Raw genomic sequence first — 14472 nt, 5'->3', positions numbered from 1 at the left:
GCCCGGAACCAGGTCGCTTGCCCCTGCCCCCTTGAAATTGCCGCACCGCGTCCCCATGCACCCGGGACGCGGCCTTGTGGCAATGGGTCGATTCCTGAATAATGTCGCCTTTTTTTGGCCCGGGCCGCCGCCCCGGTGCACACCGTGAGCAATTTACATGCTGAACAAGTATCCCCTGTGGAAATACCTGCTCGTCCTTGCCGTGCTCAGCTTCGGCCTCGTCTACGCCGCTCCCAACCTCTACGAACCGGACCCCGCGCTGCAGATTACCGGTGACAGCAGCGCGCAGTTGATCGACGAGGAGATTCTCGGCCGCGCCCTGGGCGCACTGGACGAGGCGGGCATCGCCTACTTCGGCGAGACTGTCAGCGAGAACCAGCGCACCGGGTTGATCCGCCTGCGCGACGGCGACAAGCAGCTGCAGGCCCAGGCCAGGGTGTCCCGGGCCCTGGGCGACGGTTTTATCGTCGCCCTCAACCTGGCGCCGACCACCCCGCAGTGGCTGGAGGACATCGGCGCCCAGCCCATGCGCCTGGGCCTGGACCTGCGCGGCGGCGTGCACTTCAAGCTGGAAGTGGATACCGAGGCCGCCATCGAACGGCGCATGGAGTTTTACGTCAACGCCACCAAGAAAGAGCTGCGCGAGGCCCGCGTGCGCGGCCTGGTGACCCTCGACGACAAGGGCCGCCTGGAGGGACGTTTCCGCAGTGAGGAACTGCGTGAGCAGGCGCGCCAGGTGATCGCCGACAACCATCCCGAACTGGTGCTGGACCGGGTCGAGGAGGGCGACAACTGGTACATCTACGGCGCCATGTCCGAGGCTACGCGCAAGGAATTGAACGAATACGCGGTGAGCCAGAACCTCACCACCCTGCGCAACCGGGTCAACGAACTGGGCGTGTCCGAACCGCTGGTGCAGCGCCAGGGGCAGAACCGCATCGTGGTGGAACTGGCCGGCATCCAGGATACCGCCGAAGCCAAGCGTATCCTCGGCAAGGTGGCCAACCTGGAGTTCCGGCTGGTGGCCAAGGTGGACGCGCCGTCCTCGGAGAAGCAGCGCTTCGAGTACCGCAGCGCCGACCGCGCCGGCGCCAGCGAGTGGCTGGAACGCGACGTGATCATCACCGGCGAGCGGGTGTCCGGCGCGCAGGCCAGTTTCGACCAGAACGGCCGGCCCAACGTGCTCATCCACCTCGATAGCGAGGGCGGCACCATGATGTCGCGCGCCACGCGCAACAACGTCAAGCGCCGCATGGGCGTGCTGTTTATCGAGCGCAAGTACAACACGCGCTACGAGGAGCAGGCGGACGGCAGCGAGGTGGCGGTCAAGATGCCCTACGACGAGAAAAAGCTGCTCACCGCCCCGACCATCCAGTCCGCCCTCGGTGCGCAGTTCCAGATCACCGGCCTGGACAGCCCGGTGGAGGCCTCGGAACTCGCGCTGATGCTGCGCGCGGGCGCCCTGGCTGCACCGATCAACTTCGTCGAGGAGCGCACGGTGGGCCCGTCCCTGGGTGCGGAAAACATTCGCCTTGGTGTGAAGTCGGTGCAGATCGGCCTGGCCATGGTGGTCGTCTTCATGCTGGTCTACTACCGCGTGTTCGGCGTCGCCGCGGTCATGGCCCTGGCCGCCAACCTGGTGCTGCTGGTGGCGGCCATGTCGCTGATCGGCGCGACGCTGACCCTGCCCGGTATCGCCGGTATCGTGCTCACCGTGGGTATGGCGGTGGACGCCAACGTGTTGATCTTCTCGCGAATACGCGAGGAAGTGCGCAACGGCATGTCGCCGCAGATGGCGATACATGCCGGCTACGAGCGCGCCGTGTCGACCATCCTCGACGCCAACATCACCACGCTGATCGTCGCGGTCATTCTCTACGCGATCGGCTCCGGTCCGGTGAAGGGCTTCGCCGTGACCCTGTCACTGGGTATCGTGATCTCCATGTTCACCGCCATTATGGGTAGCCGGTCGATTATCAACCTCATCTACGGCGGCCGCCGTGTGCAGAAACTGTCCATCGGGGGGCGCCAGTCATGAAAGTCATCAATTTCATGGGCCAGCGTACGCTGGCGACGATTTTCTCCGCGGTGCTGCTGCTGGCCTCCATCGGCTCGCTGGCCATAAACCAGCTCAACTGGGGCCTGGATTTCACCGGCGGTACGCTGGTGGAAGTGCACTACGACGACAGCGCCGACCTCACCGCCATCCGCGGTGTGCTGGATACCCAGGGTTTCGCCGGGGCCGTGGTGGTGAGCTTCGGCACCGACCAGGACGTATTGATCCGCCTGCCCCAGGGGTATTCGGACAAGGACGGCGGCCGCCTGCTGGAAACCCTGCAGAAGGACTACGCGGGCGAGGTGGAACTGCGGCGTATCGAATTCGTCGGCCCGCAGGTGGGCGATGAACTGCGCGAGCAGGGCGGCATCGCCATGCTGGTGGCGCTGGGACTGGTGATGCTTTACATCGCCTTTCGCTTCCAGTTCAAGTTCGCGGTGGGCGCGGTGGCGGCACTGGTTCACGACGTGCTGATCACCCTGGGCTTCTTCTCCATCACTGGCGCTGAGTTCGACCTCACGGTACTCGCGGCGGTGCTCGCGGTGATCGGTTACTCGCTCAACGACACCATCGTGGTGGCCGACCGTATCCGCGAAAACTTCCGCAAGATTCGCCGCTCGGACCCGGTGGAGATCATTAACATCTCCCTCACCGAGACCCTGGACCGCACCCTGGTGACCTCGTTGACCACCATCCTCGTGCTGATCGCGCTGGCCTATTTCGGCGGCGAGATGATCCACGGCTTCGCCGTCGCGCTGCTGGTGGGTATCGGGATCGGTACTTACTCGTCGATCTACGTCGCGGCCAATCTGCTGCTGATGCTCAAGGTGAGCAAGGACGACCTGATCATCCCGGTCAAGGAAGGCGCCGACCAGGAAAGCCTGACGCCCTGAACGAGAGCGCCGCGCCGGGGGTGTCCCGCGCGGCGTAGTAGTAGCCATCCGCGGCCGCGCGGATGCTGTCGGGTTGATAGCTTGAGGTTGAGAGCCTGAAGTAAATAGCAGGGCCGAGGGCCCGGCAGACTTCAGCCGAGCAGGGGGCGGGTGACCTGCAGCACCGCCTTGAAGCACTTGGGGTTGCCGCAGACGATACTGCCGGACTCCAGGTAGTTCTCCGAGGCGTCGATATCGGCGACCAGCCCGCCGGCTTCCTTGACCAGTAGTGCGCCGGCGGCGATATCCCAGGCCGCCAGGCCGATTTCCCAGAAACCGTCGAGGCGCCCCGCGGCCACGTAGGCCAGGTCCAGCGAGGCGGCGCCGGCACGGCGGATGCCCGCGCACTGGCCGGCCAGCACTTCCAGCGATTTGGCGTAGGGACCGAGGCGGTCGTCGCAGTGGTTGCGGAAGGGAATACCGGTGCCGAGCAGGGCGCCGTCCAGGCTGGGGCGCTTGCTGACCCGGATGCGCCGGCCGTTGAGCTGTGCACCGCGCCCGCGCGAGGCGGTGAATTCCTCGCGCCGCACCGGGTCGACGATCACCGCGTGCTCCAGTTTGCCCTTGTGCAGGCAGGCGATGGACACCGCGTAGTGGGGGATGCCGCGCACGAAGTTGGTGGTGCCGTCCAGCGGGTCGATCAGCCAGCGGTACTCGGCGTCCGCGTCGCCGGTCAGGCCGGTTTCCTCGCCCTGGATGGCGTGTTTCGGGTAGGCCTTGCTCAGCTGGTAGACGATCTCTTTTTCCGCCGCAACATCGACCTCACTGACGAAATCGTTGACGCCCTTGGCGACGACCTCCACCCGGTCGAGATCATCCGAGGCGCGCACGATGTTCTCTCCCGCCTTGCGGGCGGCGCGCAGCGCGATGTTGATCATCGGTTCCATAGTGAGGTCCTTGGCGGGTAGACGGGCGCGCGATTATAGAGCAACCGCCGGGAAAAATCTGCTACACTTCGCGCCCCGCGCAGCCCCGAACTCCCCATGAATTTCCACAATATCCGCATCGTCCTGGTGAATACCACCCACTCCGGCAATATCGGCGGCGTGGCGCGGGCGATGAAAAACATGGGCCTGGCGCGCCTCTACCTGGTGGAGCCGAGAGCCTTCCCCAGCGAGGAGGCGACCTGGCGCGCGGCCTCGGCGGGTGACGTGCTGGAAACCGCCGTGGTCTGCGACAGCCTGGAGAAGGCGATCGCCGACTGCCAGTTCGTGGTCGGCACCTCCGCCCGCGAGCGGCGCATCCCCTGGCCGGTGCTCGACCCGCGTGCCTGCGCCGCACAAATCCGCCAGCGCGCCGGCAGCGAACAGGTCGCCATCGTCTTCGGCCGCGAGGACCGGGGCCTGACCAACGAGGAACTGCAGCAGTGCAACCTGCACCTCAATATCCCTACCTCCAGCGAGTACAGTTCGCTCAACCTGGCGATGGCGGTGCAGGTGGTGTGCTACGAACTGCGCATGCAGCTGGAAGCGCCGCGCCTGCCAGTCGAGGCCGACGCCCAGTGGGATGCACCCTTCGCCCGGGCCGGGGAGATGGAGCGCTTTTATGTGCATCTCGAGGAGGCGCTGGCCGAGATCGGTTTCCTCGACCCAGAGGCGCCGCGGCAGCTGATCCCGCGCCTGCGCCGCCTGTTCTCCCGTGTGCGGCTCGACGAGATGGAGCTGAACATCCTGCGCGGCATCCTGGCGGAAACGCAGAAATGGGTGCGCCGCGCGCAGGACGCCGAGAGCGGCCCCGGCAATAACCAATAAATTTACTCGGTTTTATAGTTGACCGTTTTGGTAGGTTATTGCATACTGGGCGGGTGAAAACTGAAGGGTCGAAATCATGCGACTGACAACCAAAGGCCGCTATGCGGTGACCGCGATGCTGGACCTCGCGCTGCACGGCAGTAACGGTCCGGTCAGCCTGGCCGACATCTCCGGACGGCAGGATATCTCCCTGTCCTACCTCGAGCAACTGTTTGCGAAACTGCGCCGCAACGACCTGGTGACCAGCGTGCGTGGTCCTGGCGGCGGCTACTGCCTGAGCCGCGAACTGGACGATATTTTCGTCGCGCAGATCGTCGATGCGGTCAATGAGGCGGTGGATGCCACCGGCTGCGGCGGCACCAGCACCTGCCAGCAGGGCGAGGTGTGCCTGACCCACCACCTGTGGTGCGACCTCAGCGACCAGATCCACAATTTCCTCAGCCAGATCAGCCTGGCCAACCTGGTGAACCGCCGCGAGGTGCAGCAGGTGTCGGCGCGCCAGGACGCGCGTTCCGGCGATGCAGAAAGCCTCGTGCTGAGCCAGGCCTGAGCGGGCACACGGAGCCAGTTGAACATGCAGAAACCGATTTACTTTGACTACCAGGCCACGACGCCGGCAGACCCGCGCGTGGTGGAGAAAATGGTCGAGTGCCTCTCCATCGAGGGTAACTTCGGCAACCCGGCCTCGCGTTCGCACCTCTACGGCTGGAAGGCCGAGGAGGCGGTAGAGAACGCGCGCCGCCAGGTCGCAGACCTGATCGGTGCCGACCCCCGCGAGATCGTCTGGACCTCCGGCGCGACCGAGTCCGACAACCTGGCGATCAAGGGCGTGGCCCACTTCTACCAGAAGAAGGGCAAGCACATCATTACCTCCAAGATCGAGCACAAGGCGGTGCTGGACACCTGCCGTCACCTCGAGCGCGAAGGCTTTGAAGTGACCTACCTCGACCCGGACGAGCACGGCCTGACCTCGCCGGAAGCGGTGAAGGCGGCGCTGCGCGAGGACACCATCCTGGTCAGCATCATGCACGCCAACAACGAGATCGGCACGGTCAACGACATCGCCGGTATCGGCAAGGTGACGCGCGAGGCGGGCGTACTGCTGCACACCGACGCGGCGCAGAGTGCCGGCAAGATTCCGGTGGATGTCGAGGCCCTGAACGTCGACCTGATGTCACTCTCCGCGCACAAGATGTACGGCCCCAAGGGTATCGGCGCTCTCTACGTGCGGCGCAAGCCGCGCGTGCGTATCGAGGCGCAGATGCACGGCGGCGGCCACGAGCGCGGCATGCGCTCGGGCACCCTGGCGACGCACCAGATCGTCGGCATGGGCGAGGCGGCGCGTATTGCGCGCGAAGAGATGCCCGCGGACGCAGAACGAAGTCGCGCCCTGCGCGATCGCTTCCTCGCCGGCATCGCGGACATCGAGGAAGTGCACATCAACGGCGACCTCGCCCACCACCTGCCCGGTGCGGTGAACATCAGCATCGCCTTCGTTGAGGGTGAATCGCTGATCATGTCGCTCAAGGACCTGGCCATCTCCAGTGGCTCGGCGTGTACATCGGCGAGCCTGGAGCCGTCCTACGTGCTGCGCGCGCTGGGCCTGGACGACGAGCTGGCGCACAGCTCGCTGCGCTTCAGCTTCGGCCGTTTCACCAGCGAGGAAGACGTGGACCACGCCGTGGAGCAGTTGCGCGGCGCGGTGACCAAATTGCGGGAGTTGTCCCCCCTTTGGGACATGCATCAGGATGGTATCGACCTGAGTACCATCGAATGGGCTGCGCACTAGCAGTGAAGGAGAATTGACATGGCATACAGTGACAAGGTACTCGACCACTACGAAAACCCGCGCAACGTGGGCAAGCTGGACGCGAGCGACAGCACTGTGGGCACCGGCATGGTCGGCGCCCCGGCCTGTGGCGACGTCATGCGCCTGCAGATCAAGGTGAACGCCGACGGCGTCATCGAGGACGCCAAGTTCAAGACCTACGGCTGCGGTTCCGCGATCGCCTCCAGTTCCCTGCTCACCGAGTGGGTCAAGGGCAAGCGCCTGGACGAGGCCGAGCAGATCAAGAACACCGCGATCGCCGAGGAACTCGCGCTGCCGCCGGTGAAAATCCACTGCAGCGTGCTGGCCGAAGACGCGATCAAGGCGGCAATCAAGGACCTGCGCAGCAAGCGGGGCGAATCCTGATGGGCGTGACCATCAGCGAGTCGGCCGCCCGCCACGTCGCGTCGCAGCTCAGCGGCCGCGGTAAGGGGCTGGGCATCCGCCTGGGCGTCACCACCTCGGGCTGCTCGGGCATGGCCTACGTGCTCGAGTTTGTCGACGAGCCGGCGGCGGAGGACCAGGTGTTCGAGGAGCACGGTGTGAAGGTGTTCGTCGACCCCAAGAGTCTGGTCTACCTCGAGGGCACGGAGCTGGACTTCGTGCGCGAGGGTCTCAACGAGGGCCTGCAGTTCCGCAATCCCAACGTGACCGGCGAGTGCGGTTGCGGGGAGAGCTTCACCGTCTAGGCCCCATCGTCCGCGGCGGGACCGCACCGGTATGTCCTCTCCCGATTTCAAGCAGAATTACTTCGAACTGTTCGACCTGCCGCAGGCTTTCGACATCGACAGCCAGCTGCTGGGCGAGCGCTATCGGAAGTTGCAGGGCGACCTGCACCCGGATCGCTTCGCCAGCGCGGCCGCCCACGAGCGGCGCCTGGCCATCCAGTACTCGGCACTGGTCAACGAAGCCTACGCGGCGCTCAAGGCGCCGCTGCCGCGCGCCGAGTACCTGCTGAAACTGGCGGGGCTGAGCCCACAGGAGATCAGCGCACAGCGCATAGACGGCGGCTTCCTCATGGAACAGATGGAGCTGCGGGAAAAACTGGAAACGCTGCCCGACCTGGTCGACCCGGAAACTGCCCTGGATCACCTGGTGGCTGAAATCAGCGCCGACCTGCGCGCGCACCAGGCTGAGTTCGAGGCGGCTTACGTGGCGGGAGATAACGCCGCGGCCGCGGCGGCCTGCGTCAAAATGCAGTACCTCGACAAGCTGCTGCGCGAGGCAGAGCAGGTCGAGTCAGACTTACTGGATAGTTAAATGGCACTGTTGAAAATCGCCGAACCGGGCCAGTCGCCCATGCCGCACCAGACCCGGCGCGCGGTGGGGATCGACCTCGGTACGACCAACTCCCTGGTGGCCACCGTGCGCGGCGGCCGCACCGAGGTGCTCGCCGATGCCGGCGGCGCGGTGATGCTGCCCTCGGTGGTGAGCTACGCCGGCGATGCGCCGGTGGTCGGCGCCGCGGCGCGCGAGCTGGCCGACCAGCACCCCGCGGATACCCTGGTCTCGGTCAAGCGTTTTATGGGCCGCGGCCGCGCCGACGCGGCGGCCGAGGCACAGCGCTCGCACTACACCCTGGTCGACGACGACGCCGGCATGGTGCGTTTCGCGACCAGCGCCGGGGAAATCAGCCCGGTCCAGGCCTCGGCCGCGATCCTCGGTAAACTGGCGCAGCGCGCCGAGGCCGTGCTCGGCGGCGAGATAGAAGGCGCGGTCATCACCGTGCCGGCCTATTTTGACGAGGCCCAGCGCCAGGCGACCAAGGACGCCGCGACCCTCGCCGGCCTCAAGGTGCTGCGCCTGCTCAACGAACCGACCGCCGCCGCGGTGGCCTACGGGCTGGATTCGCGCGAAGAGGGCGTCGTCGCGGTGTACGACCTGGGCGGCGGCACCTTCGATATTTCCATCCTGCGCCTGCATCACGGTGTGTTCGAGGTCCTGGCCACCGGCGGCGACACGGCGCTGGGCGGCGATGATTTCGACGCGGCGATCGCCGGCTGGGCCTGTGAGCAGGGCGGCATCGAGATACACGACGGCGGCCAGTACCGCCGCCTGATGGCCCTGGCGCGGCGCGCCAAGGAAACGCTGTCCGTCGAGACGCAGGTCGCGATCGAGCTGGGCGAAATCCAGTCCGGCGCCGCCAGCCTGTCCCTGTCGCGCGAAGACTTCGAAACACTGATCCAGCCCCTGGTACGACGCACCCTGCGCGCCTGCCGCCGCTGCCTGCGCGATGCCGGGCTGGAGGAAGTGGACAACGTCGTGCTGGTGGGCGGGTCTACCCGCGTACCGCTGGTGCGCGAGGCGGTGCGCGACCAGTTCGGCCGCGAGCCCCTGACCGGCATCGACCCCGACCAGGTGGTCAGCGTCGGCGCGGCCATCCAGGCGGACATCCTGGTCGGCAACCGGCCGGAGGGCGACCTGTTGCTGCTCGACGTCATCCCGCTGTCCCTGGGCCTGGAGACCATGGGCGGCCTGGTCGAGCGCATCGTGCCGCGCAACACCACCATCCCGGTGACCCGCGCCCAGGAGTTCACCACCTTCAAGGACGGCCAGACCGCGCTGGCGCTGCATATCGTGCAGGGCGAGCGCGAACTGGTCTCCGATGTGCGCTCGCTGGCGCGCTTCGAATTGCACGGCATTCCGCCGATGGCCGCCGGTGCTGCGCGCATTCTGGTGAGCTTCCAGGTCGATGCCGACGGCTTGCTGGAGGTCTCGGCGCGTGAGGAGACTACCGGTATCGAGAGCAGCGTGACGGTGAAACCCTCGTTCGGCCTGTCCGACGACGAGGTCGCCGACATGCTGCAGGCGTCGTTCAGCCACGCGGAACAGGACAAGGCCGCACGCCAGCTGGCGGAGCATAAGGTGGAGGCGCAGCAGCTGCTGCAAAGCCTCGATGCAGCACTGGCCGCCGACGGCACGGAACTGTTGGACGAAGCCGAGTGCCAGGCGCTGCACAGCCAGATGCAGGCGCTGCGCGACCTGCTGGAAGGTGCCGATGATCGCGCCCTGCGCGAGGCGACCGAAGCCCTCGGGCGTGCCAGCGAGACCTTCGCCGCGCGGCGCATGGATCGCAGTATCCGCAAGGCGCTGGCCGGGGTCAGCCTGGAATCCCTGGACCAGGAGGTGGGGCAATGACGCGTATCGTGGTACTGCCCAACGAGAAACTGTGCCCGGAGGGTGCGGTGGTCGAGGCCGAGCCTGGCGAGAGCGTGTGCAGGGCGCTGTTGCGCAACGGCGTCGACATCGAGCACGCCTGCGAGATGTCCTGTGCCTGCACCACCTGTCACGTGATCGTGCGCGAGGGCTACGATTCCATGGAGCCGCCGGACGAACTGGAAGACGACTACCTGGATAAAGCCTGGGGCCTGGAGCCCGACTCGCGGCTGTCCTGCCAGGCCATCGTCACCGACGAGGAACTGGTGGTGGAGATCCCGCGCTACACCATCAACATGGTCTCGGAACGCCATTGAGGAGGGCCGCCGCATGCGCTGGACCGACGTCAACGACATCGCTATCGAGCTGTTCGACACCTACCCGGAGACCGACCCGCTGACCCTCAACTTTGTCGACCTGCGCGACAAGGTGCTGGCGCTGCCGGGCTTCGACGACGACCCGCAGCACTGCGGCGAGAAAATCCTGGAGGCCATCCAGGCCGCCTGGATCGACGAGGCGGACTAGGCCCCGAGGCCGGCCCGGGCCTATTTTTCCCTCACAGTTTAAGCTGCTGATTTTTCACATAAATATCATTGGCCTGAAGCGCCGGTGAGGGTGAAACACACCGGCAAAGTCCGTATAATTGCGCGGTTTTACCCGTGCCCACCCCGCCACTGAACGGCGGGGGTGCACCGAGCCCGCAAATTTGCCCGGATTTTGGAGAATCACCCATGGCAGTAGAACGCACCCTTTCCATCGTCAAGCCCGACGCGGTTGGCAAAAACGTCATCGGCAAGATCTATTCACGCTTCGAGGACGCCGGCCTTACCATCGTCGCGGCCAAGATGTTGCGCCTGTCCGACGCCGTCGCCGGCGGTTTTTACGCGGAACACCGCGAGCGCCCCTTCTACAAGGACCTGGTCGCCTTCATGACCTCCGGCCCGGTAGTCGTGCAGGTTCTCGAGGGCGAGGACGCCATCGCCAAGAACCGCGAGCTGATGGGTGCCACCAACCCGCAGGAAGCTGCCGAAGGCACCATCCGTAGCGACTTCGCCAGCAGCATCGACGCCAACGCGGTACATGGCTCGGATTCGCCGACCTCCGCCGCGCGCGAGATCGCCTACTTCTTCGCTGCCAGCGAAATCTGCGAGCGCTGAGTCGAACCCGCCGTGACTGACGTCATCGCCACTTCCATCGATCTCGCGCCGGACACCGGCGCGAAGGTCAACCTGCTGGGCCTGCCCCTGGCGACCATGGAGCAATTTTTCCTCGATATCGGGGAGAAAAAGTTCCGCGCCCAGCAGGTCATGAAGTGGATACATCATCACGGCGTCACCGACTTCGAGGCGATGAGCAACCTCGGCAAGGCGCTGCGCGAAAAACTCGCCGCCCGCGCCGAGGTACGCCCACCGCAGATCGAGAGCCAGCACGACTCCGCCGACGGCACCCGCAAGTGGGCGATCCGCGTCGACGGCGGCGGCCTGGTGGAGTCGGTACTTATTCCCGACGGCAAGCGCGCCACCCTGTGCGTGTCGTCCCAGGTCGGCTGCAGCCTGGATTGCAGTTTCTGCTCCACCGGCAAGCAGGGTTTCCAGCGCGACCTCAGCGCCGCGGAGATCATCGGCCAGCTGTGGCTGGCGATCAAATCCTACGACGCCTTCCAGTCCGGCAAGGGCCGCGTGGTCACCAACGTCGTGATGATGGGCATGGGCGAGCCGCTGATGAATTTCGACGCCGTGGTCGCCGCCATGGACCTGATGATGGAGGACAACGCCTACGGCATCTCCAAGCGCCGGGTCACCCTGAGTACCTCGGGCGTGGTGCCCGCACTCGACGCCCTGGCGCGGGTCAGCGAGGCTTCGCTGGCGGTGTCGCTGCACGCGCCGAACGACGAACTGCGCAACCAGCTGGTGCCGATCAACCGCAAGTATCCCATCGCCATGCTGCTGGAGAGCTGCCGCAATTACATCGATGCGCAGCCGGACACCAAGCGCGTGGTGACGGTCGAATACACATTGATTGCCGGGGTTAACGACCAGCCCGATCACGCGCGCGAACTCGCCGCGCTGCTGCGCGACTTCCCCTGCAAGATCAACCTGATCCCGTTCAACCCCTTCCCGCAGTCGGCGTATCGTCGCCCCAGCGGCAACGCGGTGTCGCGTTTCTGGCAAGTGCTGGTGGATGCGGGATATATTGTCACCGTGCGCACTACCCGCGGCGACGACATCGACGCCGCCTGCGGACAATTGGTCGGGCAGGTGGTCGACCGCACCCGGCGCAGCGAACGCTACCGCGAAGCGGCCGGCGCCAATAACGAAAACAGGGTGGTCTAGTACCGATGAATGCATCGCAACCAGTGCTGGCGCTGTGTGCCCGGTGGGCGGGCCTGCTCATCGCGACGCTGCTGCTCTCGGCCTGTATCACTACCACCGAAGGTGGTTTCACCGAGAAGGCCGACCCCAAAGAGGCGCTCGAATTGCGCGTCGAACTGGCGCGCAAGTATATCGGCGAGGGCGATTGGGAAAATGCCAAGCGCAACCTCAAGATGGCCTACGAGATGGACCCGAACAACGCGGAAGTGCACGAGGCTTTCGCCCTGGTCTACCAGAGCACCGGTGAGTTCGAGCTCGCGGAGCAAAGCTACAAGACGGCGATCCGGCTCAATCGCGGGTTCTCCCGCGCGCGCAATAACTACGCCGCTTTCCTGTATTCCCAGGCGCGCTACCGTGAAGCCGCGGAACAGCTCGAGTACGTGGTCAAGGACAGCCTGTACCAAGCGCGCCCCCAGGCTTTCGTGAATCTCGGCCTGTGCCGCGAGCAATTATTCGAGTCCGCCGCCGCGGAGCAGGCCTTCATGCGCGCCCTGACCATGGACCGCACCAACAGCATTGCGCTGCTCGAACTGGCCGTGTTGCGCTATGAGGCGGAGGATTACCCCACCGCCGGTAAGTATTACGGCACCTACCGCACTGTGGTCCGGCAGCAGTCCGCGCGCGGTCTGTGGCTGGGTATTCGACTGGCCCGCGCCAACGGGGATGCCGACGCCGAGGCGAGTTATGCCCTCGCGCTGGCCAACCTCTACCCCGAATCGGCCGAATACCAGGCGTACAAGCGGACGCAGTGACATGAGCAGCGATCTGCCTGCGGACGTCGACAAGCGGGTCTCACCGGGGAAGTTGCTGCGCAGCGCCAGGCTGGCGGCGGGGTACAGCGAACGCGAGGTGGAAGACCTGCTCAAGCTGATGCCCGGCTACGTGGCCATTCTCGAGCGCGAGGACTACCTCGCGCTGCGCGCGCCGGCGTTTGCGCGAGGCTACGTCAACGCCTATGGTCGCCTGCTGGGCATGGACCTGCCGGCGCTGCTGCAATGTTTCGACGAGACCTGCGCCGGCGGCGTAACGATGCCGGGCACGGTCAGGCGCGAGAAGCACAAACCCCCGCAGTCCCAGCGCACGGGCGTGGCGGTCGTGGTGGGCATCGTTGTCACGCTGCTGCTGGTCCTCGGCCTGTGGTGGTGGCACGAGGGCAACACGGTTGCTGCGCTGGGCGCACAGCCGTCACCGACGAAACCAACAGACGACATTGCCGGGCAGCCTGGCCCGGCAGGTGAGCAATGAAGACAGAATCCCCGATCAAGCGCAGACTCTCCCGGCAAATCCATGTCGGCAGTGTCGCGGTGGGCGGCGATGCGCCGATCAGCGTACAGAGCATGACCAATACCGACACCTGCGATGTGGCCGCGACCGTGGCGCAGGTGCAGGCGATCGCCGATGCCGGGGCGGACATCGTGCGCGTCTCCGTGCCCAGCCTGGAGGCGGCGGAGGCGTTCCGCGCGATTCGCGCCCAGGTGGAAGTGCCACTGGTCGCGGATATTCACTTCGATCACCGCATCGCCCTCAAGGTGGCCGAGTACGGTGTCGACTGCCTGCGCATCAACCCCGGCAATATCGGCCGTGACGAGAAAGTGCGCGAGGTGATCAGCTGTGCTCGGGACCGCGGTATCCCAATCCGCATCGGCGTCAACGCCGGTTCCCTGGGCAAGGATCTCCAGCGCAAGTACGGCGAGCCCACTGCCGAGGCCCTGGTCGAGTCGGCCCTGCGACACGTGGACATCCTGGACAAGCACGATTTCCAGGACTTCAAGGTGAGCGTCAAGGCCTCCGAAGTATTCATGGCGGTCGAGGCCTACCGGTTGCTGGCCGCGCAGATCGAGCAGCCCCTGCACCTCGGTATTACCGAGGCCGGCGGCCTGCGCGGTGGCACGGTCAAGTCGGCGGTCGGCCTCGGCATGCTGCTGATGGACGGTATCGGCGACACCATTCGCATCTCCCTCGCCGCCGACCCGGTGGAAGAGGTCAAGGTCGGCTTCGAGATTCTCAAGAGTTTGAAACTGCGCACCAACGGCATCAACTTTATCGCCTGCCCGAGTTGTTCGCGCCAGAACTTTGACGTGATCGCGACCATGAACAGCCTCGAACAGCGCCTGGAAGACGTGCGCACGCCGATGGATGTCGCCGTGATCGGCTGCGTCGTCAACGGACCGGGTGAGGCGCGCGAGGCGGACGTCGGCATGACCGGCGCCTCACCCAGCAACCTCATCTACGTCGCCGGCAAGCCCGACCACAAGGTGAGCAACCAGGACTTCGTTGATCACCTCGAGCAGGTGATTCGTGAGCGCGCCGCTCAACTCGAGGAAGAGCGCGCGCGGCAGTCCGACAACCTCATCCTGAAGACACCGGCCTGAGGCCG

The 14472-nt window shown here is 65.6% G+C and carries 17 protein-coding genes; 16 read left to right on the top strand and 1 reads right to left on the bottom strand.

Annotated elements, in window-relative coordinates; translation table 11 throughout:
- Positions 1-157 precede the first annotated feature (157 nt).
- Positions 158-2038 (top strand): protein translocase subunit SecD, encoded by a 1881-nt coding sequence (secD, locus tag E4634_RS07325; RefSeq protein WP_135442338.1) that lies wholly within the window; start codon positions 158-160, stop codon positions 2036-2038.
- Positions 2035-2949: a protein translocase subunit SecF gene (gene secF, locus E4634_RS07320; protein WP_135442337.1), complete on the top strand. Its 915-nt coding sequence runs from the start codon at positions 2035-2037 to the stop codon at positions 2947-2949. The genes secD and secF overlap by 4 nt, the downstream gene beginning before the upstream one ends.
- Positions 2950-3080: 131 nt before the next feature.
- Here secF and E4634_RS07315 read toward each other — a convergent pair whose 3' ends face one another.
- The gene (locus tag E4634_RS07315) at positions 3081-3875 is read right to left on the bottom strand and encodes an inositol monophosphatase family protein (RefSeq protein WP_135442335.1); all 795 of its coding nucleotides are present in this window, start codon (positions 3873-3875) and stop codon (positions 3081-3083) included.
- Positions 3876-3971: 96 nt separating this feature from the next.
- Between E4634_RS07315 and trmJ the strand changes: the two genes are divergently transcribed.
- The 14 genes from trmJ to ispG all read left to right on the top strand — a co-directional run bounded on the left by trmJ (position 3972) and on the right by ispG (position 14467).
- Complete coding sequence (gene trmJ / locus E4634_RS07310; protein WP_135442333.1) at positions 3972-4739, top strand: tRNA (cytosine(32)/uridine(32)-2'-O)-methyltransferase TrmJ; 768 nt, start codon at positions 3972-3974, stop codon at positions 4737-4739.
- Between the two features lie 76 nt (positions 4740-4815).
- Positions 4816-5289 carry a Fe-S cluster assembly transcriptional regulator IscR gene (gene iscR, locus E4634_RS07305; RefSeq protein WP_135442331.1) on the top strand — a complete coding sequence of 158 codons (474 nt, stop codon included), beginning with the start codon at positions 4816-4818 and terminating at the stop codon, positions 5287-5289.
- A gap of 24 nt (positions 5290-5313) precedes the next feature.
- On the top strand, positions 5314-6528 hold the full coding sequence (locus tag E4634_RS07300) for an IscS subfamily cysteine desulfurase (protein WP_135442329.1): 1215 nt from the start codon (positions 5314-5316) through the stop codon (positions 6526-6528).
- An 18-nt stretch (positions 6529-6546) separates the two neighbouring features.
- Complete coding sequence (gene iscU, locus E4634_RS07295) at positions 6547-6933, top strand: Fe-S cluster assembly scaffold IscU (RefSeq protein ID WP_135442327.1); 387 nt, start codon at positions 6547-6549, stop codon at positions 6931-6933.
- Positions 6933-7256, top strand: a complete 324-nt coding sequence (iscA, locus tag E4634_RS07290; protein WP_135442325.1) for an iron-sulfur cluster assembly protein IscA — start codon at positions 6933-6935, stop codon at positions 7254-7256. The genes iscU and iscA overlap by 1 nt, the downstream gene beginning before the upstream one ends.
- Before the next feature lie 31 nt (positions 7257-7287).
- The gene (gene hscB / locus E4634_RS07285; RefSeq protein ID WP_135442323.1) at positions 7288-7827 is read left to right on the top strand and encodes a Fe-S protein assembly co-chaperone HscB; all 540 of its coding nucleotides are present in this window, start codon (positions 7288-7290) and stop codon (positions 7825-7827) included.
- A complete protein-coding gene (hscA, locus tag E4634_RS07280; protein ID WP_135442321.1) occupies positions 7828-9705 on the top strand; it encodes a Fe-S protein assembly chaperone HscA in 1878 nt (625 codons plus the stop codon).
- Positions 9702-10040 carry an ISC system 2Fe-2S type ferredoxin gene (gene fdx / locus E4634_RS07275; RefSeq protein ID WP_135442319.1) on the top strand — a complete coding sequence of 113 codons (339 nt, stop codon included), beginning with the start codon at positions 9702-9704 and terminating at the stop codon, positions 10038-10040. Before hscA ends, fdx begins: the two co-directional genes overlap by 4 nt.
- A gap of 13 nt (positions 10041-10053) precedes the next feature.
- A complete protein-coding gene (iscX, locus tag E4634_RS07270; RefSeq protein WP_135442318.1) occupies positions 10054-10248 on the top strand; it encodes a Fe-S cluster assembly protein IscX in 195 nt (64 codons plus the stop codon).
- Positions 10249-10454: 206 nt separating this feature from the next.
- The gene (ndk, locus tag E4634_RS07265) at positions 10455-10880 is read left to right on the top strand and encodes a nucleoside-diphosphate kinase (protein ID WP_135442316.1); all 426 of its coding nucleotides are present in this window, start codon (positions 10455-10457) and stop codon (positions 10878-10880) included.
- 12 nt (positions 10881-10892) lie between these two features.
- A complete protein-coding gene (rlmN, locus tag E4634_RS07260) occupies positions 10893-12056 on the top strand; it encodes a dual-specificity RNA methyltransferase RlmN (RefSeq protein ID WP_135442314.1) in 1164 nt (387 codons plus the stop codon).
- Positions 12057-12061: 5 nt separating this feature from the next.
- A complete protein-coding gene (gene pilW / locus E4634_RS07255; protein ID WP_135442312.1) occupies positions 12062-12847 on the top strand; it encodes a type IV pilus biogenesis/stability protein PilW in 786 nt (261 codons plus the stop codon).
- Position 12848: 1 nt separating this feature from the next.
- Positions 12849-13340, top strand: coding sequence for a helix-turn-helix domain-containing protein (locus E4634_RS07250; protein WP_167854809.1), 492 nt, complete (start codon positions 12849-12851; stop codon positions 13338-13340).
- The gene (gene ispG / locus E4634_RS07245; RefSeq protein ID WP_135442308.1) at positions 13337-14467 is read left to right on the top strand and encodes a flavodoxin-dependent (E)-4-hydroxy-3-methylbut-2-enyl-diphosphate synthase; all 1131 of its coding nucleotides are present in this window, start codon (positions 13337-13339) and stop codon (positions 14465-14467) included. The genes E4634_RS07250 and ispG overlap by 4 nt, the downstream gene beginning before the upstream one ends.
- Positions 14468-14472 lie beyond the last annotated feature (5 nt).

This window comes from Mangrovimicrobium sediminis (assembly GCF_004745945.1).
GTDB lineage: Bacteria > Pseudomonadota > Gammaproteobacteria > Pseudomonadales > Halieaceae > Mangrovimicrobium > Mangrovimicrobium sediminis.
Note: the sequence above shows the minus strand (reverse complement) of the source record. Positions and strands in the feature narration are given on the sequence as shown.

What these genes read in the sequence shown, in the direction of transcription:
- ndk (WP_135442316.1), top strand. Translation starts at nt 10,455, where the DNA reads ATGGCAGTAGAACGCACCCTTTCCATCGTCAAGCCCGACGCGGTTGGC.
- E4634_RS07250 (WP_167854809.1), top strand. Translation starts at nt 12,849, where the DNA reads ATGAGCAGCGATCTGCCTGCGGACGTCGACAAGCGGGTCTCACCGGGG.
- E4634_RS07315 (WP_135442335.1), bottom strand. Translation starts at nt 3,875, where the DNA reads ATGGAACCGATGATCAACATCGCGCTGCGCGCCGCCCGCAAGGCGGGA.
- iscX (WP_135442318.1), top strand. Translation starts at nt 10,054, where the DNA reads ATGCGCTGGACCGACGTCAACGACATCGCTATCGAGCTGTTCGACACC.
- hscB (WP_135442323.1), top strand. Translation starts at nt 7,288, where the DNA reads ATGTCCTCTCCCGATTTCAAGCAGAATTACTTCGAACTGTTCGACCTG.
- secF (WP_135442337.1), top strand. Translation starts at nt 2,035, where the DNA reads ATGAAAGTCATCAATTTCATGGGCCAGCGTACGCTGGCGACGATTTTC.
- pilW (WP_135442312.1), top strand. Translation starts at nt 12,062, where the DNA reads ATGAATGCATCGCAACCAGTGCTGGCGCTGTGTGCCCGGTGGGCGGGC.
- ispG (WP_135442308.1), top strand. Translation starts at nt 13,337, where the DNA reads ATGAAGACAGAATCCCCGATCAAGCGCAGACTCTCCCGGCAAATCCAT.
- iscU (WP_135442327.1), top strand. Translation starts at nt 6,547, where the DNA reads ATGGCATACAGTGACAAGGTACTCGACCACTACGAAAACCCGCGCAAC.
- E4634_RS07300 (WP_135442329.1), top strand. Translation starts at nt 5,314, where the DNA reads ATGCAGAAACCGATTTACTTTGACTACCAGGCCACGACGCCGGCAGAC.
- secD (WP_135442338.1), top strand. Translation starts at nt 158, where the DNA reads ATGCTGAACAAGTATCCCCTGTGGAAATACCTGCTCGTCCTTGCCGTG.
- fdx (WP_135442319.1), top strand. Translation starts at nt 9,702, where the DNA reads ATGACGCGTATCGTGGTACTGCCCAACGAGAAACTGTGCCCGGAGGGT.
- iscR (WP_135442331.1), top strand. Translation starts at nt 4,816, where the DNA reads ATGCGACTGACAACCAAAGGCCGCTATGCGGTGACCGCGATGCTGGAC.
- hscA (WP_135442321.1), top strand. Translation starts at nt 7,828, where the DNA reads ATGGCACTGTTGAAAATCGCCGAACCGGGCCAGTCGCCCATGCCGCAC.
- trmJ (WP_135442333.1), top strand. Translation starts at nt 3,972, where the DNA reads ATGAATTTCCACAATATCCGCATCGTCCTGGTGAATACCACCCACTCC.
- iscA (WP_135442325.1), top strand. Translation starts at nt 6,933, where the DNA reads ATGGGCGTGACCATCAGCGAGTCGGCCGCCCGCCACGTCGCGTCGCAG.